This is a genomic window from Escherichia sp. WS1451 (assembly GCF_046487365.1).
GTDB classification, from domain to species: domain Bacteria; phylum Pseudomonadota; class Gammaproteobacteria; order Enterobacterales; family Enterobacteriaceae; genus Escherichia; species Escherichia coli.
The window spans coordinates 126,261-150,113 of record NZ_JBJQJP010000008.1 but is presented as its reverse complement, the minus strand read 5'-3'; the positions used below and the strand labels follow the sequence as shown (position 1 = coordinate 150,113).

The 23,853-nt window shown below is 53.0% G+C and carries 20 protein-coding genes; 18 read left to right on the top strand and 2 right to left on the bottom strand.

From position 1 onward, the window contains the following. From iscA to sseB, 7 genes are all read left to right on the top strand, one after another. Positions 1-324, top strand: a complete 324-nt coding sequence (iscA, locus tag ACJHX7_RS12720; protein ID WP_001388175.1) for an iron-sulfur cluster assembly protein IscA — start codon at positions 1-3, stop codon at positions 322-324. Between the two features lie 95 nt (positions 325-419). Beyond that, positions 420-935: a co-chaperone HscB gene (gene hscB, locus ACJHX7_RS12715; protein ID WP_000384413.1), complete on the top strand. Its 516-nt coding sequence runs from the start codon at positions 420-422 to the stop codon at positions 933-935. A gap of 16 nt (positions 936-951) precedes the next feature. Continuing rightward, positions 952-2,802, top strand: a complete 1,851-nt coding sequence (gene hscA / locus ACJHX7_RS12710) for a Fe-S protein assembly chaperone HscA (protein ID WP_001196609.1) — start codon at positions 952-954, stop codon at positions 2,800-2,802. 1 nt (position 2,803) lies between these two features. Then, positions 2,804-3,139: an ISC system 2Fe-2S type ferredoxin gene (gene fdx, locus ACJHX7_RS12705; protein ID WP_001124471.1), complete on the top strand. Its 336-nt coding sequence runs from the start codon at positions 2,804-2,806 to the stop codon at positions 3,137-3,139. Between the two features lie 11 nt (positions 3,140-3,150). Then, complete coding sequence (iscX, locus tag ACJHX7_RS12700) at positions 3,151-3,351, top strand: Fe-S cluster assembly protein IscX (RefSeq protein WP_000523616.1); 201 nt, start codon at positions 3,151-3,153, stop codon at positions 3,349-3,351. 58 nt (positions 3,352-3,409) lie between these two features. Next, on the top strand, positions 3,410-4,693 hold the full coding sequence (gene pepB, locus ACJHX7_RS12695) for an aminopeptidase PepB (RefSeq protein WP_000133569.1): 1,284 nt from the start codon (positions 3,410-3,412) through the stop codon (positions 4,691-4,693). Between the two features lie 141 nt (positions 4,694-4,834). Further along, entirely contained in the window at positions 4,835-5,611 is a 777-nt protein-coding gene (gene sseB, locus ACJHX7_RS12690; protein ID WP_094029962.1) for an enhanced serine sensitivity protein SseB, read from the top strand. 31 nt (positions 5,612-5,642) lie between these two features. Here sseB and timP read toward each other — a convergent pair whose 3' ends face one another. Further along, entirely contained in the window at positions 5,643-5,768 is a 126-nt protein-coding gene (gene timP / locus ACJHX7_RS12685) for a small toxic inner membrane protein TimP (RefSeq protein WP_004974226.1), read from the bottom strand. 339 nt (positions 5,769-6,107) lie between these two features. Further along, on the bottom strand, positions 6,108-6,953 hold the full coding sequence (sseA, locus tag ACJHX7_RS12680; protein ID WP_000108611.1) for a 3-mercaptopyruvate sulfurtransferase: 846 nt from the start codon (positions 6,951-6,953) through the stop codon (positions 6,108-6,110). A 206-nt stretch (positions 6,954-7,159) separates the two neighbouring features. Between sseA and yfhM the strand changes: the two genes are divergently transcribed. The 11 genes from yfhM (at position 7,160) to ACJHX7_RS12625 (ending at position 23,841) form a co-directional block, all read left to right on the top strand. Further along, a complete protein-coding gene (gene yfhM, locus ACJHX7_RS12675) occupies positions 7,160-12,118 on the top strand; it encodes an alpha2-macroglobulin (protein WP_410231625.1) in 4,959 nt (1,652 codons plus the stop codon). Continuing rightward, a complete protein-coding gene (gene pbpC / locus ACJHX7_RS12670; RefSeq protein WP_094029964.1) occupies positions 12,119-14,431 on the top strand; it encodes a peptidoglycan glycosyltransferase PbpC in 2,313 nt (770 codons plus the stop codon). 148 nt (positions 14,432-14,579) lie between these two features. Beyond that, positions 14,580-15,011, top strand: a complete 432-nt coding sequence (ndk, locus tag ACJHX7_RS12665) for a nucleoside-diphosphate kinase (protein ID WP_000963841.1) — start codon at positions 14,580-14,582, stop codon at positions 15,009-15,011. Positions 15,012-15,160: 149 nt separating this feature from the next. Further along, entirely contained in the window at positions 15,161-16,315 is a 1,155-nt protein-coding gene (locus ACJHX7_RS12660; protein ID WP_000003317.1) for a bifunctional tRNA (adenosine(37)-C2)-methyltransferase TrmG/ribosomal RNA large subunit methyltransferase RlmN, read from the top strand. Positions 16,316-16,599: 284 nt separating this feature from the next. Then, positions 16,600-17,616 (top strand): cytoskeleton protein RodZ, encoded by a 1,017-nt coding sequence (gene rodZ / locus ACJHX7_RS12655; RefSeq protein WP_094029965.1) that lies wholly within the window; start codon positions 16,600-16,602, stop codon positions 17,614-17,616. 26 nt (positions 17,617-17,642) lie between these two features. Next, positions 17,643-18,761, top strand: coding sequence for a flavodoxin-dependent (E)-4-hydroxy-3-methylbut-2-enyl-diphosphate synthase (ispG, locus tag ACJHX7_RS12650; protein WP_000551807.1), 1,119 nt, complete (start codon positions 17,643-17,645; stop codon positions 18,759-18,761). Between the two features lie 110 nt (positions 18,762-18,871). Next, on the top strand, positions 18,872-20,146 hold the full coding sequence (hisS, locus tag ACJHX7_RS12645; RefSeq protein ID WP_001107167.1) for a histidine--tRNA ligase: 1,275 nt from the start codon (positions 18,872-18,874) through the stop codon (positions 20,144-20,146). A gap of 17 nt (positions 20,147-20,163) precedes the next feature. Next, the gene (yfgM, locus tag ACJHX7_RS12640) at positions 20,164-20,784 is read left to right on the top strand and encodes an ancillary SecYEG translocon subunit YfgM (protein ID WP_000409208.1); all 621 of its coding nucleotides are present in this window, start codon (positions 20,164-20,166) and stop codon (positions 20,782-20,784) included. Positions 20,785-20,794: 10 nt separating this feature from the next. Continuing rightward, positions 20,795-21,973, top strand: a complete 1,179-nt coding sequence (gene bamB / locus ACJHX7_RS12635) for an outer membrane protein assembly factor BamB (protein ID WP_094029966.1) — start codon at positions 20,795-20,797, stop codon at positions 21,971-21,973. A 117-nt stretch (positions 21,974-22,090) separates the two neighbouring features. Then, entirely contained in the window at positions 22,091-23,563 is a 1,473-nt protein-coding gene (der, locus tag ACJHX7_RS12630; RefSeq protein WP_001309661.1) for a ribosome biogenesis GTPase Der, read from the top strand. Positions 23,564-23,625: 62 nt separating this feature from the next. Continuing rightward, complete coding sequence (locus ACJHX7_RS12625; RefSeq protein WP_001196894.1) at positions 23,626-23,841, top strand: zinc ribbon domain-containing protein; 216 nt, start codon at positions 23,626-23,628, stop codon at positions 23,839-23,841. Positions 23,842-23,853 lie beyond the last annotated feature (12 nt).

The following is a 23,853-nucleotide window of genomic DNA, read 5'->3' as shown; positions in this document are numbered from 1 at the left end:
ATGTCGATTACACTGAGCGACAGTGCAGCAGCGCGAGTAAATACCTTTCTGGCTAACCGCGGCAAAGGGTTTGGCCTGCGTCTGGGCGTGAGAACCTCCGGATGTTCAGGTATGGCTTATGTACTGGAATTTGTTGACGAACCGACGCCGGAAGACATCGTGTTTGAAGACAAAGGCGTGAAAGTCGTGGTCGATGGCAAAAGCCTGCAATTTCTGGACGGTACGCAGCTGGACTTCGTAAAAGAAGGCCTGAACGAAGGGTTTAAATTCACTAACCCGAACGTCAAAGATGAGTGTGGTTGCGGCGAAAGCTTCTACGTTTGATGCGCATACCGATAACCCCACCGTGGTCGCCTGCGCGTGGGGTTTGTTTTATCTGATTCGCCGTTATCGCGGCGGATCGCAGCCCTGAGAATGTTATGGATTACTTCACCCTCTTTGGCTTGCCTGCCCGTTATCAACTCGATACCCAGGCGCTGAGCCTGCGTTTTCAGGATCTACAACGTCAGTATCATCCTGATAAATTCGCCAGCGGAAGCCAGGCGGAACAACTCGCCGCCGTACAGCAATCTGCAACCATTAACCAGGCCTGGCAAACGCTGCGTCATCCGTTAATGCGCGCGGAATATTTGCTTTCTTTGCACGGCTTTGATCTCGCCAGCGAGCAGCATACTGTGCGCGACACCGCGTTCCTGATGGAACAGTTGGAGCTGCGCGAAGAGCTGGACGAGATTGAACAGGCGAAAGATGAAGCGCGGCTGGAAAGCTTTATCAAACGTGTGAAAAAGATGTTTGATACCCGCCATCAGTTGATGGTTGAACAGTTAGACAACGAGACGTGGGACGCGGCGGCGGATACCGTGCGTAAGCTGCGTTTTCTCGATAAACTGCGGAGCAGTGCCGAACAACTCGAAGAAAAACTGCTCGATTTTTAATTTCTGGAAGCTAAACATGGCCTTATTACAAATTAGTGAACCTGGTTTGAGTGCTGCGCCGCATCAGCGTCGTCTGGCGGCCGGTATTGACCTGGGCACAACCAACTCGCTGGTGGCGACAGTGCGCAGCGGTCAGGCCGAAACGTTAGCCGACCATGAAGGCCGTCACCTGCTGCCATCTGTTGTTCACTATCAACAGCAAGGGCATTCGGTGGGTTATGACGCGCGTACTAATGCAGCGCTCGATACCGCCAACACAATTAGTTCTGTTAAACGCCTGATGGGACGCTCGCTGGCTGATATCCAGCAACGCTATCCGCATCTGCCTTATCAATTCCAGGCCAGCGAAAACGGCCTGCCGATGATTGAAACGGCGGCGGGGCTGCTGAACCCGGTGCGCGTTTCTGCGGACATCCTCAAAGCACTGGCGGCGCGGGCAACTGAAGCCCTGGCAGGCGAGCTGGATGGTGTAGTTATCACCGTTCCGGCGTACTTTGACGATGCCCAGCGTCAGGGTACCAAAGACGCGGCGCGTCTGGCGGGCCTTCACGTCCTGCGCTTACTTAACGAACCGACCGCTGCGGCTATCGCCTACGGGCTGGATTCCGGTCAGGAAGGCGTGATCGCCGTTTATGACCTCGGCGGCGGTACGTTTGATATTTCCATTCTGCGCTTAAGTCGCGGCGTGTTTGAAGTGCTGGCAACCGGCGGTGATTCCGCGCTCGGCGGCGATGATTTCGACCATCTGCTGGCGGATTACATTCGCGAGCAGGCGGGCATTCCTGATCGTAGCGATAACCGCGTTCAGCGTGAACTGCTGGATGCTGCCATTGCGGCCAAAATCGCGCTGAGCGATGCGGACTCCGTGACCGTTAACGTTGCGGGCTGGCAGGGCGAAATCAGCCGTGAACAATTCAATGAACTGATCGCGCCACTGGTAAAACGAACCTTACTGGCTTGTCGTCGCGCGCTGAAAGACGCGGGTGTAGAAGCTGATGAAGTGCTGGAAGTGGTGATGGTTGGCGGTTCTACCCGCGTGCCGCTGGTGCGTGAACGGGTGGGCGAATTTTTCGGTCGTCCACCGCTGACTTCTATCGACCCGGATAAAGTCGTCGCTATTGGCGCGGCGATTCAGGCGGATATTCTGGTGGGTAACAAGCCGGACAGCGAAATGCTGTTGCTGGATGTGATCCCGCTGTCGCTGGGCCTCGAAACGATGGGAGGCCTGGTGGAGAAAGTGATCCCGCGTAATACCACGATTCCGGTGGCCCGCGCCCAGGATTTCACCACCTTTAAAGATGGTCAGACGGCGATGTCTATCCATGTAATGCAGGGTGAGCGCGAACTGGTGCAGGACTGCCGCTCGCTGGCGCGTTTTGCGCTGCGAGGTATTCCGGCGCTACCGGCTGGCGGCGCGCATATTCGCGTGACGTTCCAGGTCGATGCCGACGGTCTTTTGAGCGTGACGGCGATGGAGAAATCCACCGGCGTTGAGGCGTCTATCCAGGTCAAACCGTCTTACGGCCTGACCGACAGCGAAATCGCCTCGATGATTAAAGACTCAATGAGCTATGCCGAGCAGGACGTAAAAGCCCGTATGCTGGCAGAACAAAAAGTAGAAGCGGCGCGTGTGCTGGAAAGTCTGCACGGTGCGCTGGCTGCTGATGCCGCGCTGTTAAGCGCCGCAGAACGTCAGGATATCGACGATGCTGCCGCTCACCTGAGTGAAGTGGCGCAGGGCGATGATGTTGACGCCATCGAACAAGCGATTAAAAATGTAGACAAACAAACCCAGGATTTCGCCGCTCGCCGCATGGACCAGTCGGTTCGTCGTGCGCTGAAAGGCCATTCCGTGGACGAGGTTTAATATGCCAAAGATTGTTATTTTGCCTCATCAGGATCTCTGCCCTGATGGCGCTGTTCTGGAAGCGAATAGTGGTGAAACCATTCTCGACGTTGCGCTGCGTAACGGTATCGAGATTGAACACGCCTGTGAAAAATCCTGTGCTTGCACCACCTGCCACTGCATCGTTCGCGAAGGTTTTGACTCGCTGCCGGAAAGCTCAGAGCAGGAAGACGACATGCTGGACAAAGCCTGGGGACTGGAGCCGGAAAGCCGTTTAAGCTGCCAGGCGCGCGTTACCGACGAAGATTTAGTGGTCGAAATCCCGCGTTACACTATCAACCATGCGCGTGAGCATTAACAGAGGTTAGTATGGGACTTAAGTGGACCGATAGCCGCGAAATTGGCGAAGCACTGTACGATGCGTATCCCGATCTTGATCCGAAAACGGTTCGATTCACCGATATGCATCAGTGGATTTGCGATCTGGAAGATTTCGACGACGACCCGCAGGCATCCAACGAGAAAATCCTCGAAGCGATTTTGTTAGTCTGGCTGGACGAAGCCGAGTAAATGAACGGGCTGCCTGGGGGTAGCCCGTTTTGCTGTTAAACGAATAAGGATAACTAAAATGACAGAAGCGATGAAAATTACCCTCTCTACCCAACCTGCCGATGCGCGCTGGGGAGAAAAAGCAACTTACAGCATTAATAATGATGGCATTACCCTGCATTTGAACGGGGCAGACGATCTGGGGCTTATCCAGCGTGCGGCGCGCAAGATTGATGGTCTGGGCATCAAACATGTTCAGCTAAGCGGTGAAGGCTGGGATGCGGATCGTTGCTGGGCATTCTGGCAAGGTTACAAAGCTCCGAAAGGCACACGTAAAGTGGAGTGGCCGGATCTGGACGATGCCCAGCGTCAGGAACTGGATAACCGCCTGATGATCATCGACTGGGTGCGTGACACCATTAACGCACCGGCGGAAGAGCTGGGGCCATCGCAACTGGCACAGCGTGCTGTTGATCTGATCAGCAACGTCGCAGGCGATCGTGTGACTTATCGGATCACCAAAGGTGAAGATCTGCGTGATCAAGGTTATATGGGGCTGCACACGGTCGGGCGCGGTTCAGAACGTTCCCCGGTATTGCTGGCGCTGGATTACAACCCAACTGGCGATAAAGAAGCGCCAGTGTACGCGTGCCTGGTAGGTAAAGGTATCACTTTTGACTCCGGCGGCTACAGCATCAAACAGACTGCGTTTATGGACTCGATGAAGTCGGACATGGGCGGCGCGGCAACGGTTACCGGAGCGCTGGCGTTTGCCATTACGCGCGGACTGAACAAGCGCGTGAAGCTGTTCCTCTGCTGTGCGGATAACCTGATCAGCGGCAATGCGTTCAAGCTGGGCGATATCATTACCTATCGCAACGGTAAAAAAGTTGAAGTGATGAACACCGATGCGGAAGGGCGTCTGGTGCTGGCCGATGGCCTGATTGATGCCAGTGCGCAGAAACCGGAACTGATCATTGATGCGGCGACCCTCACCGGGGCGGCGAAAACCGCGCTGGGTAATGATTATCACGCGCTGTTCAGTTTTGACGATGCGCTTGCCGCTCGCTTGCTGGCGAGTGCCTCACAAGAGAATGAACCGTTCTGGCGTCTGCCGCTGGCGGAGTTCCACCGCAGCCAGCTGCCGTCTAACTTTGCCGAACTGAACAATACCGGAAGCGCGGCGTATCCGGCAGGTGCAAGCACGGCGGCGGGCTTCCTGTCGCACTTTGTTGAGAACTATCAGCAAGGCTGGCTGCATATCGACTGCTCGGCGACTTACCGTAAAGCGCCGGTTGAACAGTGGTCTGCGGGTGCTACGGGACTTGGTGTGCGCACGATTGCTAATCTGTTAACGGCGTAAACTAATATGCCGGATGCGGCGTAAACGCCTTATCCGGACTACAAATTGCGAAAATCCAATAGATTGCGACTCCCTTGTAGGCCTGATAAGCGTGGCGCATCAGGCACTTGTGCCCCGAACGTTGAATGAATTGTGGTTCTTATGTCAGAAACAAAAAACGAACTTGAAGACCTGCTGGAAAAAGCAGCAACCGAACCGGCGCACCGCCCGGCCTTTTTCCGTACTCTACTGGAATCCACCGTCTGGGTGCCTGGTACGGCGGCGCAGGGCGAGGCTGTGGTTGAAGATAGCGCACTTGATTTACAGCACTGGGAAAAAGAAGACGGCACCAGCGTCATTCCTTTTTTCACCTCGTTAGAAGCACTTCAACAGGTGGTTGAAGACGAACAGGCATTTGTCGTAATGCCCGTTCGCACATTGTTTGAGATGACCCTTGGCGAAACGCTCTTCCTTAATGCCAAACTGCCAACCGGTAAAGAATTTATGCCGCGTGAAATCAGTTTGTTGATTGGTGAAGAAGGAAATCCGCTGAGCAGCCAGGAAGTACTGGAGGGCGGTGAATCGCTGATATTATCGGAAGTCGCAGAGCCACCAGCACAAATGATTGATTCACTCACCACCTTATTTAAAACTATTAAGCCGGTGAAGCGTGCTTTTATTTGTTCAATTAAAGAGAACGAAGAGGCACAGCCTAATTTACTTATTGGCATTGAAGCCGATGGTGATATCGAAGAAATTATTCAGGCGGCGGGAAGTGTAGCGACCGATACAATACCTGGCGATGAACCCATCGATATTTGTCGGGTGAAAAAAGGGGAAAAAGGAATTAGCCACTTTATTACCGAACATATTGTGCCATTCTATGAACGTCGCTGGGGTGGTTTTTTGCGTGACTTTAAACAGAACCGGATAATCTAAAATATGCCGCCCCAAAGGGCGGCATTCGGGCTTACCTGCTGTTCTGAAGGTTGTTAACCACCAATAAATTGTTACCGGAGAGACTCCGGTTATTATTTACCTCGGTTAACAGCGCACCAGAAACAATAAGTACGATACAAAAGCACCGTATCTTCATTGTGCGGTCCATGCGAAGACCGCATCACGACAGCACCACTGGCGATATTGCCGCGATAGCAAGCGCTGTGAAACACCTGCATTTACGGCCATGGAACATCCTTTCCTTAAGCCAGCGCCCGTTTGCGAGACGGCGGAAAGGGCCGGTGTCGATAATACGCTAAATAAACAATGATTACTCTCTTTCGCTTGACAAAAAGAGAGTTACTGGCGAGTATTGCTTTGCTGTGAAGCACCTGCGTTGCTCATGCAACACAAGCCAACCTGCTGGAAAGGCCGCGAACCAGACCAGCAATAAAAAACCGCCAAATTCGGCGGTTTTTTATTGCCTGTAAAAAGCTTATTTTACGGGCTCAACCGGTAAATCTGCTCGTGCGCCCCATTCACTCCATGCGCCGTCGTACAGTTTCACGTTTGGCACATCAAGTGTCGCGAGTGCCAACAAAACCACGGCTGCCGTTACACCAGAGCCGCAGCTGACGATAATCGGTTTGTCATAGCTGACGCCGCGACCAAAAAATATCGCATCCAGTTCATCGGTCGTTTTTAGTTCGCCTTCGCGCACCAGTTCCGTCCACGGAACGTTCAATGCACCGGGAATATGTCCGCGACGTAAACCTGGGCGAGGTTCATCAACTTCTGCGTTAAAACGTGCAGCCGGGCGGGCATCAATAATTTGCGCCGTATTTTCATGGCTTGCCAATAACACATCGGTGACTTTCACCACGGCTTCAGGATTAAACGTGGCGTTAAACTCTCCTTCCGGCAGCTCTACTGCACCTTCTTCTAACAGCAGATCATCGCGCTGCCAGCCTGCAAGTCCACCCCCCAGAATCGACACTTTCTCTACACCAAAGGTGCGCAGCATCCACCATGCTCGTGGGGCTGAGAAAAGATTACCTTCGTCATAGATAATCAGGTGCTTATCCTGGTTAACGCCTAATTCACGCATCGCCACGGCGAACGTTTCCGGGCGCGGCAGCATGTGCGGAAGCGGGGAAGTGTGATCAGAAAGCGCTTCGATATCAAAAAACACTGCGCCGGGAATATGTCCATTCAGATACTCCTGAGCAACGTTACGATCTTCCTGTCCAGGCGACGCCATGCGGGCATCGATAATCTGAATTTCCGGGTCATCAATATGTTCGGCGAGCCAGTCGGCTCCTACAAACCATGTCGTGGACATAGGCATCTCCATTTTTGCCGGGGTTAGGCTAAATTGTCGGATGTTTAGTGAAAAGCGACAAGCAAAAGAGGCTGATTTGGCTGTCTGAGCCACAATTCTCACTAAAATTCGGATTGTATGGGCGTGATACTGAATTACATAACGTAAATTCTCACGCATAATAATTATTCGACGTTGCTAACGGGCCATTGTGGCAGGGATGAAAAATGAAAAAGTTACGCGTAGCCGCCTGCATGCTAATGCTGGCGCTGGCAGGGTGCGACAACAACGATAACGCGCCAACAGCGGTGAAAAAAGATGCGCCTTCTGAAGTTACTAAAGCGGCCTCTTCAGAAAACGCGAGTTCAGCAAAACTTTCCGCGCCGGAGCGACAAAAACTGGCCCAACAGAGTGCCGGTAAGGCGCTGACATTGCTGGATCTCTCTGAAGTTCAACTTGATGGCGCAGCCACGCTGGTGCTGACGTTCTCCATTCCTCTCGACCCGGATCAGGATTTCTCACGCGTTATCCATGTCGTCGATAAGAAAAGCGGCAAAGTGGATGGTGCCTGGGAGCTGTCAGATAATCTTAAAGAGTTGCGTTTACGCCACCTCGAACCGAAACGTGATTTGATCGTCACTATTGGCAAGGAGGTCAAAGCACTCAACAACGCAACCTTCAGTAAAGATTACGAAAAAACTATAACTACCCGTGATATCCAACCCAGCGTCGGTTTTGCCAGCCGTGGTTCGTTGTTACCTGGTAAAGTTATTGAAGGGCTGCCGGTAATGGCGCTCAACGTTAACAATGTCGATGTTAACTTCTTCCGTGTGAAACCAGAATCACTGCCCGCTTTCATTAGCCAATGGGAATACCGCAATTCGCTGGCGAACTGGCAGTCAGACAAACTGCTGCAGATGGCGGATCTGGTCTACACTGGACGGTTTGATCTCAATCCTGCGCGTAACATCCGTGAAAAATTATTGCTGCCGCTGGGCGATATCAAACCGCTTCAGCAGGCAGGCGTGTATCTGGCTGTGATGAATCAGGCTGGACGTTACGATTACAGTAATCCCGCGACGCTGTTTACGTTAAGTGATATCGGCGTTTCAGCTCACCGTTATCACAATCGTCTGGATATCTTTACCCAAAGTCTGGAAAACGGCGCGGCCCAGCAAGGAATTGAAGTCTCTTTATTAAATGAGAAAGGGCAGACTCTGACTCAGGCAACCAGTGACGCTCAGGGGCATGTGCAGCTGGAAAATGATAAAAACGCGGCATTACTGCTGGCGCGTAAAAACGGTCAGACAACGCTGCTCGATTTAAAACTCCCGGCGCTGGACTTAGCGGAATTTAACATTGCTGGCGCGCCGGGCTATAGCAAACAGTTTTTCATGTTTGGCCCGCGCGATCTTTATCGCCCGGGTGAAACGGTCATCCTCAATGGTTTGCTGCGTGATGCAGACGGTAAAGCATTGCCCGATCAACCCATCAAGTTAGACGTGATTAAACCCGACGGGCAGGTACTCAGGAGCGTCGTTAGTCAGCCGGAGAATGGCCTCTACCACTTTACCTGGCCACTCGATAGCAATGCGGCAACCGGTATGTGGCATATTCGCGCTAACACGGGCGATAACCAGTATCGGATGTGGGATTTCCACGTCGAAGATTTTATGCCAGAGCGTATGGCGCTGAATCTGACCGGTGAGAAAACCCCGCTAACGCCGAAAGATGAAGTGAAATTCTCCGTGGTGGGGTACTACCTGTACGGTGCGCCCGCTAATGGTAATACTTTGCAAGGGCAACTTTTCCTGCGCCCACTGCGTGAAGCTGTGTCAGCCTTACCTGGTTTTGAATTCGGCGATATAGCTGCCGAAAATCTTTCCCGCACGCTGGATGAAGTTCAGTTGACGCTGGATGATAAAGGGCGCGGTGAAGTTTCTACAGAAAGCCAGTGGAAGGAAATACATTCCCCATTACAGGTTATTTTCCAGGGTAGTTTGCTGGAATCGGGCGGTCGCCCGGTGACGCGCCGTGCTGAGCAGGCTATCTGGCCTGCTGATGCATTGCCGGGGATCCGTCCGCAATTCGCCTCGAAATCGGTTTACGATTATCGCACCGACAGCACGGTGAAACAGCCCATTGTTGATGAAGGTAGTAACGCCGCTTTTGACATCGTTTATAGCGATGCGCAAGGCGTGAAAAAAGCCGTGTCGGGCTTGCAGGTGCGCTTGATTCGCGAACGCCGCGATTACTACTGGAACTGGTCGGAATATGAAGGCTGGCAGTCACAGTTTGATCAAAAAGATCTGATCGAAAATGAACAAACTCTGGATCTGAAAGCGGACGAAACCGGTAAGGTCAGTTTCCCGGTAGAGTGGGGCGCTTATCGTCTGGAAGTTAAAGCGCCGAATGAAGCGGTCAGTAGTGTGCGTTTCTGGGCTGGTTATAGCTGGCAGGATAACAGCGACGGGGGTGGTGCAGTGCGTCCCGACCGTGTCACGCTGAAACTGGATAAAGCCAGTTATCGCCCTGGCGATACCATTAAGTTGCATATTGCCGCGCCAACGGCGGGTAAAGGTTATGCGATGGTCGAGTCCAGTGAAGGGCCGCTGTGGTGGCAAGAGATTGATGTTCCGGCTCAAGGGCTGGATCTGACGATTCCGGTCAATAAAACCTGGAATCGTCATGATCTTTATTTGAGTACGCTGGTGGTGCGTCCTGGCGATAAATCTCGCTCTGCGACGCCAAAACGCGCGGTTGGTGTGTTGCATCTGCCGCTTGGTGATGAAAACCGTCGCCTCGATCTGGCGCTGGAAACCCCCACCAAAATGCGCCCCAATCAGCCATTAACCGTGAAAATTAAAGCCAGCACTAAAAATGGTGAGATGCCAAAACAGGTGAATGTGCTGGTGTCTGCCGTTGATAGCGGTGTGCTGAATATTACTGACTACGTTACGCCAGATCCGTGGCAGGCGTTCTTTGGTCAGAAACGCTATGGCGCAGACATTTACGATATTTACGGTCAGGTTATTGAAGGTCAGGGGCGTCTGGCAGCCCTGCGTTTCGGTGGCGATGGTGATGAGCTGAAACGTGGTGGTAAACCGCCGGTCAATCACGTCAATATTGTCGCGCAGCAGGCGCTGCCGGTAACGCTCAACGAACAGGGCGAAGGCTCGGTTACACTGCCGATTGGCGATTTTAACGGTGAATTGCGCGTCATGGCGCAAGCCTGGACGGCAGATGACTTCGGAAGCAACGAAAGCAAAGTGATAGTTGCCGCACCGGTGATTGCTGAACTGAACATGCCGCGCTTTATGGCGAGTGGCGATACCTCGCGTCTGACGCTGGATATCACTAATCTTACCGATAAACCGCAAAAACTGAACGTTGCCCTGACCGCCAGTGGTTTGCTTGAACTGGTCAGCGATTCACCCGCAGCCGTTGAATTAGCGCCAGGTGTGCGTACTACGCTGTTTATCCCGGTGCGAGCATTGCCGGGTTATGGCGATGGAGAAATTCAGGCCACCATTAGCGGGTTAGCATTACCGGGTGAAACCGTTGCCGATCAGCATAAGCAGTGGAAAATCGGCGTCCGTCCGGCGTTCCCGGCACAAACGGTTAATTACGGTACGGCGTTACAGCCTGGTGAGACATGGGCGATTCCGGCGGATGGATTGCAAAACTTCTCGCCTGTTACGCTGGAAGGGCAATTGTTGTTGAGCGGCAAACCACCGCTGAACATCGCACGTTATATCAAAGAGTTAAAAGCGTATCCGTACGGCTGTCTTGAGCAAACCGCCAGCGGCCTGTTCCCGTCACTTTATACCAACGCAGCCCAACTGCAGGCGTTGGGCATCAAAGGCGACAGTGATGAGAAACTCCGTGCATCGGTCGATATCGGCATTTCCCGTTTGCTGCAAATGCAACGTGATAACGGCGGCTTTGCGCTGTGGGATAAAAACGGTGATGAAGAGTACTGGCTGACGGCTTACGTGATGGATTTCCTGGTCCGCGCAGGTGAGCAGGGTTACAGCGTGCCGACAGACGCCATTAACCGGGGGAATGAGCGTCTACTGCGCTATTTACAAGATCCGGGCATGATGTCGATTCCGTATGCGGATAATCTCAAAGCCAGTAAATTCGCCGTACAGTCTTACGCTGCGCTGGTGCTGGCCCGTCAGCAAAAAGCTCCACTGGGTGCGCTGCGTGAAATCTGGGAGCATCGTGCAGATGCCGCTTCTGGTTTACCGCTGCTGCAACTTGGCGTTGCGCTGAAAACCATGGGTGATGCGACGCGTGGTGAAGAAGCAATTGCGCTGGCGCTGAAAACGCCGCGTAATGATGAGCGGAAATGGCTGGGTGATTACGGTAGCCCACTGCGCGACAACGCGTTAATGCTCTCCTTGCTGGAAGAAAATAAACTGCTACCCGATGAGCAGAACACTTTGCTGAATACGCTTTCGCAGCAGGCGTTTGGTGAACGCTGGCTATCGACGCAGGAAAGTAACGCGTTGTTCCTGGCTGCCCGTACGGTTCAGGATTTACCGGGTAAATGGCAGGCGCAAACCTCTTTCTCAGCTGAGCCGCTGACAGGCGAGAAAACGCTAAACAGCAATCTGAATAGTGATCAACTTGCCACCTTGCAGGTGACCAACAGTGGCGATCAGCCGTTATGGCTGCGTGTGGATGCCAGCGGTTATCCGCAATCCGCACCTTTACCGGCGAACAATGTGCTGCAAATCGAGCGTCATATTCTTGGTACTGATGGTAAGAGCAAATCGCTGGACTCGTTACGTAGCGGCGATCTGGTGCTGGTCTGGTTGCAGGTAAAAGCCAGTAACAGCGTGCCGGATGCGTTAGTCGTGGATCTGCTGCCTGCGGGTCTGGAACTGGAAAACCAGAATCTGGCGAACGGTAGCGCCAGCCTGGAGCAAAGTGGTGGCGAAGTGCAAAACTTACTGAACCAGATGCAGCAGGCGAGCATTAAGCACATTGAGTTCCGTGACGATCGCTTTGTGGCGGCGGTTGCCGTTGATGAATACCAACCGGTAACGCTGGTGTATCTGGCGCGGGCGGTGACGCCGGGAACGTATCAGGTACCGCAACCGATGGTGGAATCAATGTATGTTCCCCAATGGCGGGCGACCGGCGCGGCTGAAGATTTGCTGATTGTCAGACCGTAAATGCCTCGCTTGTTAACCAAACGCGGCTGCTGGATAACGCTGGCAGCTGCGCCATTTCTCCTTTTTCTTGCAGCGTGGGGAGCAGATAAACTCTGGCCTCTACCGCTGCATGAAGTCAATCCCGCACGAGTGGTTGTGGCGCAGGATGGGACGCCGCTCTGGCGCTTTGCCGATGCGGAAGGCATCTGGCGTTATCCGGTAACAATCGAAGATGTTTCTCCACGTTACCTTGAAGCGCTGATCAATTATGAAGATCGCTGGTTCTGGAAGCATCCGGGGGTGAATCCATTCTCGGTGGCGCGCGCAGCATGGCAAGATCTCACTTCGGGACGGGTTATTTCCGGCGGCAGCACACTCACCATGCAGGTTGCTCGTCTGCTTGATCCTCACCCCAAAACTTTTGGCGGCAAAATTCGCCAGCTCTGGCGCGCGTTGCAACTGGAATGGCACTTGTCTAAACGTGACATTCTGACCTTGTATCTTAATCGCGCTCCGTTTGGCGGTACGTTGCAGGGGATTGGTGCGGCAAGTTGGGCTTACCTCGGGAAATCGCCTGCGAATTTAAGCTATTCCGAGGCGGCGATGCTGGCGGTGTTGCCACAAGCACCCAGCCGTCTTCGCCCGGATCGTTGGCCGGAGCGTGCCGAAGCCGCGCGTAATAAAGTGCTCGAACGGATGGCTGCGCAAGGTGTGTGGTCCCGTGAGCAGGTAAAAGAATCAAGGGAAGAACCCATCTGGCTGGCACCCCGACAAATGCCGCAACTGGCACCGCTGTTTTCGCGCATGATGCTCGGTAAAAGCAAAAGCGACAAAATCGTTACTACGCTGGATGCCGGTCTTCAACGACGTCTGGAAGAACTGGCGCAAAACTGGAAAGGACGATTACCACCGCGCAGCTCACTGGCGATGATCGTGGTTGATCATACCGATATGCGTGTTCGCGGCTGGGTGGGTTCGGTTGATCTCAACGATGATTCACGCTTTGGTCATGTTGATATGGTCAATGCGATCCGATCGCCAGGATCGGTGCTCAAACCGTTTGTTTACGGTCTGGCGCTGGATGAAGGATTGATCCACCCGGCATCACTGCTGCAAGACGTCCCCCGGCGTACCGGTGACTACCGACCTGGCAACTTTGACAGCGGTTTTCATGGCCCGATCAGCATGAGTGAGGCGCTGGTGCGATCGCTGAACTTACCTGCTGTGCAGGTGCTGGAAGCCTATGGACCGAAACGGTTTGCGGCAAAGTTACGCAATGTTGGATTGCCGTTATATTTGCCCAACGGTGCTGCACCGAATCTTTCGCTCATTCTCGGCGGCGCTGGCGCAAAACTGGAAGATATGGTGGCAGCGTATACCGCGTTTGCTCGCCACGGCAAGGCAGGCAAATTGCGCTTACAGCCTGACGATCCGCTGCTTGAACGGCCTTTAATGTCGTCGGGGGCTGCGTGGATCATTCGCCGGATTATGGCTGATGAAGCGCAACCCTTGCCGGATGGTGCCTTGCCGCGCGTCGCCCCACTGGCATGGAAAACGGGCACCAGCTATGGCTATCGTGATGCCTGGGCGATTGGGGTTAACGCTCGCTATGTCATTGGGATCTGGACTGGCAGACCGGACGGCACGCCCGTTGTTGGTCAGTTTGGCTTTGCCAGCGCCGTACCATTGTTGAATCAGGTCAATAATATCTTACTGTCGCGCAGTGCGAATCTGCCGGAAGACCCACGTCCTGACTCTGTAAGTCGTGGCGTTATCTGCTGGCCGGGCGGACAGTCTTTGCCGGAAGGTGACGGTAACTGTCGCCGCCGCCTGGCAACCTGGCTGCTGGACGGGAGTCAGCCGCCAACTCTATTACTGCCGGAGCAGGAAGGCATTAATGGCATTCGTTTCCCCATCTGGCTGGATGAAAACGGCAAACGTGTTGCCGCTGATTGCCCTCAGGCGCGACAAGAAATGATAAATGTCTGGCCGCTACCGCTGGAACCCTGGTTGCCCGCATCAGAACGCCGCGCTGTGCGCTTACCACCGGCCTCGACAATTTGCCCGCCATACGGTCACGATGCACAACTCCCACTGCAGCTGACAGGTGTTCGCGATGGCGCGATTATTAAACGTTTACCGGGCGCAGCGGAAGCGACTTTGCCGTTGCAATCAAGTGGAGGGGCAGGTGAACGCTGGTGGTTTCTGAATGGCGAACCGTTAACTGAACGCGGGCACAACGTGACCCTGCATTTGATGGATAAAGGCGATTATCAATTGCTGGTGATGGATGAGGTGGGGCAAATAGCGACAGTGAAATTTGTCATGCAATAGTCTGTTTTGCCCCTGATTGTTGCTTAAACTGGGTTTATTTTAAAAAAATGTTACATTCATCAATAGTCAACGGCTCTGTTGCTCATTATAATCCGCGCCATCTCGTACGCTGGTACAGACAACAACAGAACAATTTACAGAGGTAAAAATGGCTATTGAACGTACTTTTTCCATCATCAAACCGAACGCGGTAGCAAAAAACGTGATTGGTAGTATCTTTGCGCGCTTTGAAGCTGCAGGGTTCAAAATTGTCGGCACCAAAATGCTGCACCTGACCGTTGAACAGGCTCGTGGCTTTTATGCTGAACACGATGGAAAACCGTTCTTTGATGGTCTGGTTGAATTCATGACTTCTGGCCCGATCGTTGTTTCCGTGCTGGAAGGTGAAAATGCTGTTCAGCGTCACCGCGATCTGCTGGGCGCGACCAATCCGGCAAACGCACTGGCCGGTACTCTGCGTGCTGATTACGCTGACAGCCTGACCGAAAATGGTACCCACGGTTCTGATTCCGTCGAATCTGCCGCTCGCGAAATCGCTTATTTCTTCGGCGAAGGCGAAGTGTGCCCGCGCACCCGTTAATAATTTCGTAAATGCTACGTGCAAACGTGGCATCCGTGCGCCAGAATTTGTACAATGCAGCGCCCCCGGACGAGCAGCCGCTCACCGGGGCGTTTCTTTTTTCAACCCTCCAGGGGCCATAACGTGTAATAACGAGGCCGGAATAGCATATGTCTGAACAATTAGTCACACCTGAAAACGTCACCACTAAAGATGGAAAAATCAACCTGCTGGATCTCAACCGTCAGCAGATGCGGGAGTTTTTTAAAGATTTAGGTGAAAAACCCTTCCGCGCCGATCAGGTGATGAAGTGGATGTATCACTATTGCTGCGACAACTTTGATGAGATGACCGACATCAATAAAGTGTTGCGCGGCAAACTGAAAGAGGTGGCGGAAATCCGTGCACCGGAAGTGGTTGAAGAACAGCGTTCATCTGACGGCACCATTAAATGGGCAATTGCCGTTGGCGATCAGCGCGTTGAAACGGTGTATATCCCGGAAGACGACCGTGCCACGCTCTGCGTCTCTTCGCAGGTGGGGTGTGCGCTGGAGTGTAAATTCTGTTCCACCGCCCAGCAGGGCTTTAACCGCAACCTGCGGGTATCGGAAATTATCGGCCAGGTGTGGCGTGCGGCGAAAATTGTCGGCGCAGCAAAAGTCACCGGTCAGCGCCCAATCACTAACGTCGTGATGATGGGTATGGGCGAGCCGCTGCTCAACCTGAACAACGTCGTTCCGGCGATGGAAATCATGCTTGATGATTTCGGTTTTGGCCTGTCTAAACGTCGCGTGACGCTTTCCACTTCCGGTGTAGTTCCGGCGCTGGATAAACTGGGCGATATGATCGACGTTGCACTGGCAATTTCCCTGCACGCGCCGAACGACGAAATTCGTGACGAAATTGTGCCGATCAACAAAAAGTACAATATCGAAACGTTCCTTGCTGCGGTGCGCCGTTATCTGGAGAAATCCAACGCCAATCAGGGCCGAGTCACTATTGAATACGTGATGCTTGACCACGTTAACGACGGCACTGAACACGCGCACCAACTGGCGGAGCTACTGAAAGATACGCCGTGTAAGATCAACCTGATCCCGTGGAACCCGTTCCCTGGCGCGCCGTATGGACGCAGTTCGAACAGCCGTATCGACCGTTTCTCAAAAGTGCTGATGAGCTACGGTTTCACCACTATTGTGCGTAAAACTCGTGGTGATGATATCGATGCTGCCTGTGGTCAGTTGGCGGGCGATGTTATCGACCGTACGAAACGTACCCTGCGTAAACGGATGCAGGGTGAAGCCATCGATATTAAAGCGGTCTGATAGCCATTACGCCACGGTTACTTTATGTACCGTGGCGTAATCTTTTATGAATGAAGTATTAAGTTGCAATTGTCTGGTCAATATTAACGGTGCGTTTTTGCTGACTTTAAGGCAGTATGTAACGATGCAACAGTAAGTTAGCCTTAGTGAATGTGGGCTTTGTCACGAGCACACAGACGGTCTTATACTGTATGATAACGGTTAACTTAACGGATGTTTCGCGGTGTGGGTGAGCATGATGGTTCACCGGCATCTCAATTCTCATTTAAACGTACCTGCAGCGAATGAATACTGAAGCCACGCACGACCAAAATGAAGCACTTACTACCGGCGCTCGCCTGCGTAATGCTCGCGAACAACTAGGACTTAGTCAGCAGGCCGTTGCTGAGCGACTTTGCCTGAAGGTTTCCACGGTACGCGACATTGAAGAAGATAAGGCACCTGCCGATCTTGCTTCAACATTCCTGCGCGGATATATCCGCTCTTATGCGCGTCTGGTACATATTCCAGAAGAAGAACTGCTGCCAGGGCTGGAAAAACAGGCTCCACTACGAGCTGCAAAAGTTGCGCCGATGCAGAGTTTTTCCCTCGGTAAACGCCGCAAAAAACGCGACGGCTGGCTGATGACCTTCACCTGGCTGGTGTTGTTTGTGGTTATCGGCCTGAGCGGTGCCTGGTGGTGGCAAGACCACAAAGCTCAGCAGGAAGAGATCACCACGATGGCCGATCAATCTTCAGCAGAACTGAGCAGTAATAGCGAGCAGGGGCAGAGTGTTCCGTTAGATACGTCGACAACCACAGATCAGGCTATGGCGACCACGCCGACATCACCTGTGGATACCACCGCAACTAACACGCAAACACCTGCCGCGACGACGGCTCCATCGCCAACCGTCGATTCACAACAGAATGCGGTTGTTCCACCTTCGCAGGCAAATGTTGATACCGCTGCGACTCCGGCACCAGCGGCAACAACAACACCAGATGGCGCTGCGCCGTTGCCAACCGATCAGGCTGGCGTGACCACGCCGGCGGTTGACCCGAATGCGCTGGTGATGAACTTTACTGCCGATTGCTGGCTGGAAGTCACCGATGCTACCGGTAAAAAACTGTTTAGCGGTATGCAGCGTAAAGACGGTAATTTGAACTTAACCGGCCAGGCACCGTACAAACTGAAAATTGGTGCGCCAGCCGCAGTACAGATCCAGTATCAAGGGAAACCTGTCGATCTGAGTCGTTTTATCAGAACTAACCAGGTTGCGCGTCTGACCCTCAATGCCGAACAATCACCGGCGCAGTAACAGACGGGTAACGCGGGAGATTTTTCATGCATAACCAGGCTCCAATTCAACGTAGAAAATCAACACGTATTTACGTTGGGAATGTGCCGATTGGCGATGGTGCTCCCATCGCCGTACAGTCCATGACCAATACGCGTACGACAGACGTCGAAGCAACGGTCAATCAAATCAAGGCGCTGGAACGTGTTGGCGCTGATATCGTCCGTGTCTCCGTACCGACGATGGACGCGGCAGAAGCGTTCAAACTCATCAAACAGCAGGTTAACGTGCCGCTGGTGGCTGACATCCACTTCGACTATCGCATTGCGCTGAAAGTAGCGGAATACGGCGTCGATTGTCTGCGTATTAACCCTGGCAATATCGGTAATGAAGAGCGTATTCGCATGGTGGTTGACTGTGCGCGCGATAAAAACATTCCGATCCGTATTGGCGTTAACGCCGGATCGCTGGAAAAAGATCTGCAAGAAAAGTATGGCGAACCGACGCCGCAGGCGTTGCTGGAATCCGCCATGCGTCATGTTGATCATCTCGATCGCCTGAACTTCGATCAGTTCAAAGTCAGCGTGAAAGCGTCAGACGTCTTCCTCGCTGTTGAGTCTTATCGTTTGCTGGCAAAACAAATCGATCAGCCGCTGCATCTGGGGATCACCGAAGCCGGTGGTGCGCGTAGCGGGGCAGTAAAATCCGCTATTGGTTTAGGTCTGCTGCTGTCTGAAGGCATCGGCGACACGCTGCGCGTATCGCTGGCGGCCGATCCGGTCGAAGAGATCAAAGTCGGTTTCGATATTTTGAAATCGCTGCGCATCCGTTCGCGCGGGATCAACTTCATCGCCTGCCCGACCTGTTCGCGTCAGGAATTTGATGTTATCGGTACGGTTAACGCGCTGGAGCAACGCCTGGAAGATATCATCACTCCGATGGACGTTTCGATTATCGGCTGCGTGGTGAATGGCCCAGGTGAGGCGCTGGTTTCTACACTCGGCGTCACCGGCGGCAACAAGAAAAGCGGCCTCTATGAAGATGGCGTGCGCAAAGACCGTCTGGACAACAACGATATGATCGATCAGCTGGAAGCGCGCATTCGTGCGAAAGCCAGTCAGCTGGACGAAGCGCGTCGAATTGACGTTCAGCAGGTTGAAAAATAATAACGTGATGGGAAGCGCCTCGCTTCCCGTGTATGATTGAACCCGCATGGCTCCCGAAACATTGAGGGAAGCGTTGAGGGTTCATTTTTATATTCAGAAAGAGAATAAACGTGGCAAAAAACATTCAAGCCATTCGCGGCATGAACGATTACCTGCCTGGCGAAACGGCCATCTGGCAGCGCATTGAAGGCACACTGAAAAACGTGCTCGGCAGCTACGGTTACAGTGAAATCCGCTTGCCGATTGTAGAGCAGACCCCGCTATTCAAACGTGCGATTGGTGAAGTCACCGACGTGGTTGAAAAAGAGATGTACACCTTTGAGGATCGCAATGGCGACAGCCTGACTCTGCGCCCTGAAGGGACGGCGGGCTGTGTACGCGCCGGCATCGAGCATGGTCTTCTGTACAATCAGGAACAGCGTCTGTGGTATATCGGGCCGATGTTCCGTCACGAGCGTCCGCAGAAAGGACGTTATCGTCAGTTCCATCAGTTGGGCTGCGAAGTTTTCGGTCTGCAAGGTCCGGATATCGACGCTGAATTGATTATGCTCACCGCCCGCTGGTGGCGCGCGCTGGGTATCTCCGAGCACGTAACTCTTGAGCTGAACTCTATCGGTTCGCTGGAAGCACGCGCCAATTACCGCGATGCGCTGGTGGCATTCCTTGAGCAGCATAAAGAAAAGCTGGACGAAGACTGCAAACGCCGCATGTACACTAACCCGCTGCGCGTGCTGGATTCAAAAAATCCGGAAGTGCAGGCGCTTCTCAACGACGCTCCGGCATTAGGCGATTATCTGGACGAGGAATCTCGTGAGCATTTTGCCGGTCTGTGCAAACTGCTTGAGAGCGCGGGGATCGCTTACACCGTAAACCAGCGTCTGGTGCGTGGTCTGGATTACTATAACCGTACCGTTTTCGAGTGGGTGACTAACAGCCTCGGCTCACAGGGCACCGTGTGTGCAGGCGGTCGTTATGACGGTCTGGTGGAACAACTGGGCGGTCGTGCAACACCGGCTGTCGGTTTTGCGATGGGCCTCGAACGTCTTGTATTGTTAGTTCAGGCCGTTAATCCGGAATTTAAAGCCGATCCTGTTGTCGATATATACCTGGTGGCTTCAGGTGCTGACACACAATCTGCGGCTATGGCATTAGCAGAGCGTCTGCGTGATGAATTACCGGGCGTGAAACTGATGACCAACCACGGCGGCGGCAACTTTAAGAAACAGTTTGCCCGTGCTGATAAATGGGGTGCCCGCGTTGCTGTGGTGCTGGGTGAGTCTGAAGTGGCTAACGGCACAGCAGTAGTGAAGGATTTGCGCTCTGGTGAGCAAACTGCAGTTGCGCAGGATAGCGTAGCCGCGCATTTGCGCACGTTACTGGGTTAAGGAAGGAGAAGGACAGCGTGGAAATTTACGAGAACGAAAACGACCAGGTTGAAGCGGTTAAACGCTTTTTTGCTGAAAATGGCAAAGCACTGGCTGTTGGGGTGATTTTGGGCGTTGGCGCACTGATTGGCTGGCGCTACTGGAATAGCCATCAGGTTGATTCTGCACGCTCCGCTTCTCTTGCCTATCAAAATGCGGTTACCGCAGTGAGCGAAGGCAAACCGGATAGCATCCCGGCGGCGGAAAAATTTGCTGCTGAAAATAAAAATACCTATGGTGCGCTGGCTTCTTTGGAACTTGCGCAGCAATTTGTTGACAAAAATGAACTAGAGAAAGCTGCCACCCAGTTACAACAGGGATTGGCGGACACGAGCGATGAAAATCTCAAAGCCGTGATAAATCTGCGTCTTGCCCGCGTTCAGGTTCAGCTCAAGCAGGCTGATGCCGCGCTGAAAACCCTTGATACCATCAAAGGTGAAGGGTGGGCTGCCATTGTTGCCGACCTGCGTGGTGAAGCATTGCTGAGCAAAGGTGATAAGCAAGGTGCGCGTAGTGCATGGGAAGCAGGCGTGAAAAGCGATGTTACCCCGGCACTGAGCGAAATGATGCAGATGAAAATTAATAATTTGTCCATCTGAGAGGGACCCGATGCAATTGCGTAAATTACTGCTGCCAGGACTGCTTTCCGTTACCCTTTTAAGCGGCTGTTCGCTGTTTAACAGCGAAGAAGATGTGGTAAAGATGTCCCCATTGCCAACCGTTGAAAACCAGTTTACGCCGACTACTGCGTGGAGCACTTCCGTTGGTAGCGGCATTGGCAACTTCTATTCCAATCTTCATCCGGCACTGACGGACAACGTTGTCTATGCAGCGGACCGCGCTGGTTTAGTAAAAGCGCTGAATGCGGATGATGGCAAAGAAATCTGGTCTGTCAGCCTGGCCGAGAAAGATGGCTGGTTCTCTAAAGAGCCTGCATTACTTTCTGGCGGTGTGACCGTGTCTGGTGGGCATGTCTACATTGGCAGCGAAAAGGCGCAGGTTTACGCGCTGAATACCAGCGATGGTACTGTGGCATGGCAAACTAAAGTCGCGGGTGAAGCACTTTCGCGTCCGGTGGTCAGCGACGGTCTGGTGTTAATCCACACCAGTAACGGTCAGTTACAAGCGCTGAACGAAGCTGACGGCGCTGTCAAATGGACAGTTAACCTCGATATGCCTTCGCTCTCTTTGCGTGGCGAGTCTGCGCCGGCAACGGCTTTTGGTGCGGCCGTCGTGGGTGGCGATAATGGTCGCGTCAGCGCAGTGCTGATGGAACAGGGCCAGATGATTTGGCAGCAGCGTATTTCCCAGGCGACCGGTTCTACCGAAATTGACCGTCTGAGCGATGTTGACACGACACCCGTCGTTGTTAACGGCGTTGTTTTCGCGCTGGCCTATAATGGTAACCTGACGGCGCTTGATCTGCGCAGTGGTCAGATTATGTGGAAACGCGAACTGGGTTCGGTGAATGATTTCATCGTCGACGGCAATCGCATCTATCTGGTCGATCAAAATGACCGGGTGATGGCGTTGACCATTGATGGCGGCGTTACGCTGTGGACACAAAGCGATCTGCTGCATCGCCTGCTGACTTCTCCGGTGCTGTATAATGGCAACCTGGTGGTAGGTGACAGTGAAGGTTATCTGCACTGGATTAACGTCGAAGATGGTCGTTTCGTTGCCCAGCAAAAAGTTGATAGTTCCGGTTTCCAGACTGAACCGGTTGCCGCTGACGGCAAACTGCTGATCCAGGCAAAAGACGGAACCGTGTACTCTATTACACGTTAATCGTCTCTGTCGTTCACTTTGAAAACGGCTCCTGGACAGGGGCCGTTTTCCTGTTTTTAACAACGACACGAATATAGCGTGCGTTGTCTGATGATTTATAAAAATGAGGCTTTAAACATGGTACCTGTGGTCGCGCTTGTCGGGCGCCCTAACGTAGGAAAATCCACGTTATTTAACCGTCTAACTCGCACCCGAGATGCGCTGGTTGCGGATTTCCCGGGTCTGACTCGTGACCGTAAGTACGGTCGTGCGGAAATTGAAGGCCGTGAGTTTATCTGCATTGATACCGGCGGGATTGATGGCACAGAAGACGGTGTAGAAACCCGCATGGCGGAACAGTCGCTGCTGGCGATTGAAGAAGCGGACGTCGTACTGTTTATGGTGGATGCGCGCGCGGGCCTGATGCCGGCGGATGAAGCGATTGCTAAACATCTGCGCTCCCGTGAAAAACCGACCTTCCTGGTGGCAAACAAAACTGACGGTCTGGATCCCGATCAGGCAGTGGTTGATTTCTACTCGCTTGGTTTAGGTGAAATCTACCCGATCGCCGCGTCTCACGGTCGTGGCGTATTAAGTCTGCTGGAGCACGTGCTGCTGCCGTGGATGGAAGATCTCGCACCGCAAGAAGAAGTCGACGAAGACGCCGAATACTGGGCGCAATTTGAAGCGGAAGAGAACGGCGAAGAAGAAGAGGAAGACGACTTCGACCCGCAAAGTCTGCCGATCAAACTGGCGATTGTGGGTCGTCCGAACGTCGGTAAGTCTACGCTCACTAACCGTATTCTCGGTGAAGAACGCGTTGTTGTTTACGACATGCCTGGCACGACGCGTGACAGTATCTACATTCCAATGGAACGCGACGGACGTGAGTATGTGCTCATTGACACCGCTGGCGTACGTAAACGCGGCAAAATCACCGATGCGGTAGAGAAGTTCTCGGTAATCAAAACGTTGCAGGCCATTGAAGATGCCAACGTGGTGATGTTGGTGATTGATGCGCGTGAAGGTATTTCCGATCAGGATCTCTCCTTGCTGGGCTTTATTCTCAATAGTGGGCGCTCACTTGTGATTGTAGTGAACAAGTGGGACGGCCTGAGCCAGGAAGTGAAAGAGCAGGTGAAAGAGACGCTGGACTTCCGTCTGGGCTTTATCGATTTTGCTCGTGTGCACTTTATCTCTGCCTTGCACGGCAGTGGTGTTGGTAACTTGTTTGAATCAGTACGTGAAGCGTATGACAGCTCCACCCGTCGTGTGGGGACCTCTATGCTGACGCGCATCATGACGATGGCGGTTGAAGATCACCAACCGCCGCTGGTACGCGGTCGTCGAGTGAAGCTGAAATATGCCCACGCCGGGGGTTATAACCCGCCGATTGTGGTGATTCACGGTAATCAGGTGAAAGACCTGCCTGATTCCTACAAGCGTTACCTGATGAACTACTTCCGCAAATCGCTGGACGTAATGGGATCGCCGATTCGTATTCAGTTCAAAGAAGGGGAAAACCCGTATGCGAACAAGCGTAATACCCTGACGCCGACTCAGATGCGCAAGCGTAAGCGTCTGATGAAGCACATCAAGAAAAGTAAGTAATCACTTATCTGGTTTCCCTTTCCACACGGAGAGGGAAACCGAATAACACGCGAGGAGTATTTATGGCACTCAACTGTCCAACCTGCAAAACCCCTCTCGAACGCAATGGCGAGACTGCTCACTGTGCAACTTGCGACAAAGACTTTACCGTCCAGGCACTTTGCCCTGAGTGTCATCAGGCGTTACAAGTGTTAAAAGCTTGTGGTGCTGTGGATTATTTCTGCCAACATGGGCACGGTTTAATATCTAAAAAACGCGTTGAATTTATTATTGCTTAATATCATGTGAAT

What these genes read in the sequence shown, in the direction of transcription:
- iscA (WP_001388175.1), top strand. Translation starts at nt 1, where the DNA reads ATGTCGATTACACTGAGCGACAGTGCAGCAGCGCGAGTAAATACCTTT.
- hscB (WP_000384413.1), top strand. Translation starts at nt 420, where the DNA reads ATGGATTACTTCACCCTCTTTGGCTTGCCTGCCCGTTATCAACTCGAT.
- hscA (WP_001196609.1), top strand. Translation starts at nt 952, where the DNA reads ATGGCCTTATTACAAATTAGTGAACCTGGTTTGAGTGCTGCGCCGCAT.
- fdx (WP_001124471.1), top strand. Translation starts at nt 2,804, where the DNA reads ATGCCAAAGATTGTTATTTTGCCTCATCAGGATCTCTGCCCTGATGGC.
- iscX (WP_000523616.1), top strand. Translation starts at nt 3,151, where the DNA reads ATGGGACTTAAGTGGACCGATAGCCGCGAAATTGGCGAAGCACTGTAC.
- pepB (WP_000133569.1), top strand. Translation starts at nt 3,410, where the DNA reads ATGACAGAAGCGATGAAAATTACCCTCTCTACCCAACCTGCCGATGCG.
- sseB (WP_094029962.1), top strand. Translation starts at nt 4,835, where the DNA reads ATGTCAGAAACAAAAAACGAACTTGAAGACCTGCTGGAAAAAGCAGCA.
- timP (WP_004974226.1), bottom strand. Translation starts at nt 5,768, where the DNA reads ATGAAGATACGGTGCTTTTGTATCGTACTTATTGTTTCTGGTGCGCTG.
- sseA (WP_000108611.1), bottom strand. Translation starts at nt 6,953, where the DNA reads ATGTCCACGACATGGTTTGTAGGAGCCGACTGGCTCGCCGAACATATT.
- yfhM (WP_410231625.1), top strand. Translation starts at nt 7,160, where the DNA reads ATGAAAAAGTTACGCGTAGCCGCCTGCATGCTAATGCTGGCGCTGGCA.
- pbpC (WP_094029964.1), top strand. Translation starts at nt 12,119, where the DNA reads ATGCCTCGCTTGTTAACCAAACGCGGCTGCTGGATAACGCTGGCAGCT.
- ndk (WP_000963841.1), top strand. Translation starts at nt 14,580, where the DNA reads ATGGCTATTGAACGTACTTTTTCCATCATCAAACCGAACGCGGTAGCA.
- ACJHX7_RS12660 (WP_000003317.1), top strand. Translation starts at nt 15,161, where the DNA reads ATGTCTGAACAATTAGTCACACCTGAAAACGTCACCACTAAAGATGGA.
- rodZ (WP_094029965.1), top strand. Translation starts at nt 16,600, where the DNA reads ATGAATACTGAAGCCACGCACGACCAAAATGAAGCACTTACTACCGGC.
- ispG (WP_000551807.1), top strand. Translation starts at nt 17,643, where the DNA reads ATGCATAACCAGGCTCCAATTCAACGTAGAAAATCAACACGTATTTAC.
- bamB (WP_094029966.1), top strand. Translation starts at nt 20,795, where the DNA reads ATGCAATTGCGTAAATTACTGCTGCCAGGACTGCTTTCCGTTACCCTT.
- der (WP_001309661.1), top strand. Translation starts at nt 22,091, where the DNA reads ATGGTACCTGTGGTCGCGCTTGTCGGGCGCCCTAACGTAGGAAAATCC.
- ACJHX7_RS12625 (WP_001196894.1), top strand. Translation starts at nt 23,626, where the DNA reads ATGGCACTCAACTGTCCAACCTGCAAAACCCCTCTCGAACGCAATGGC.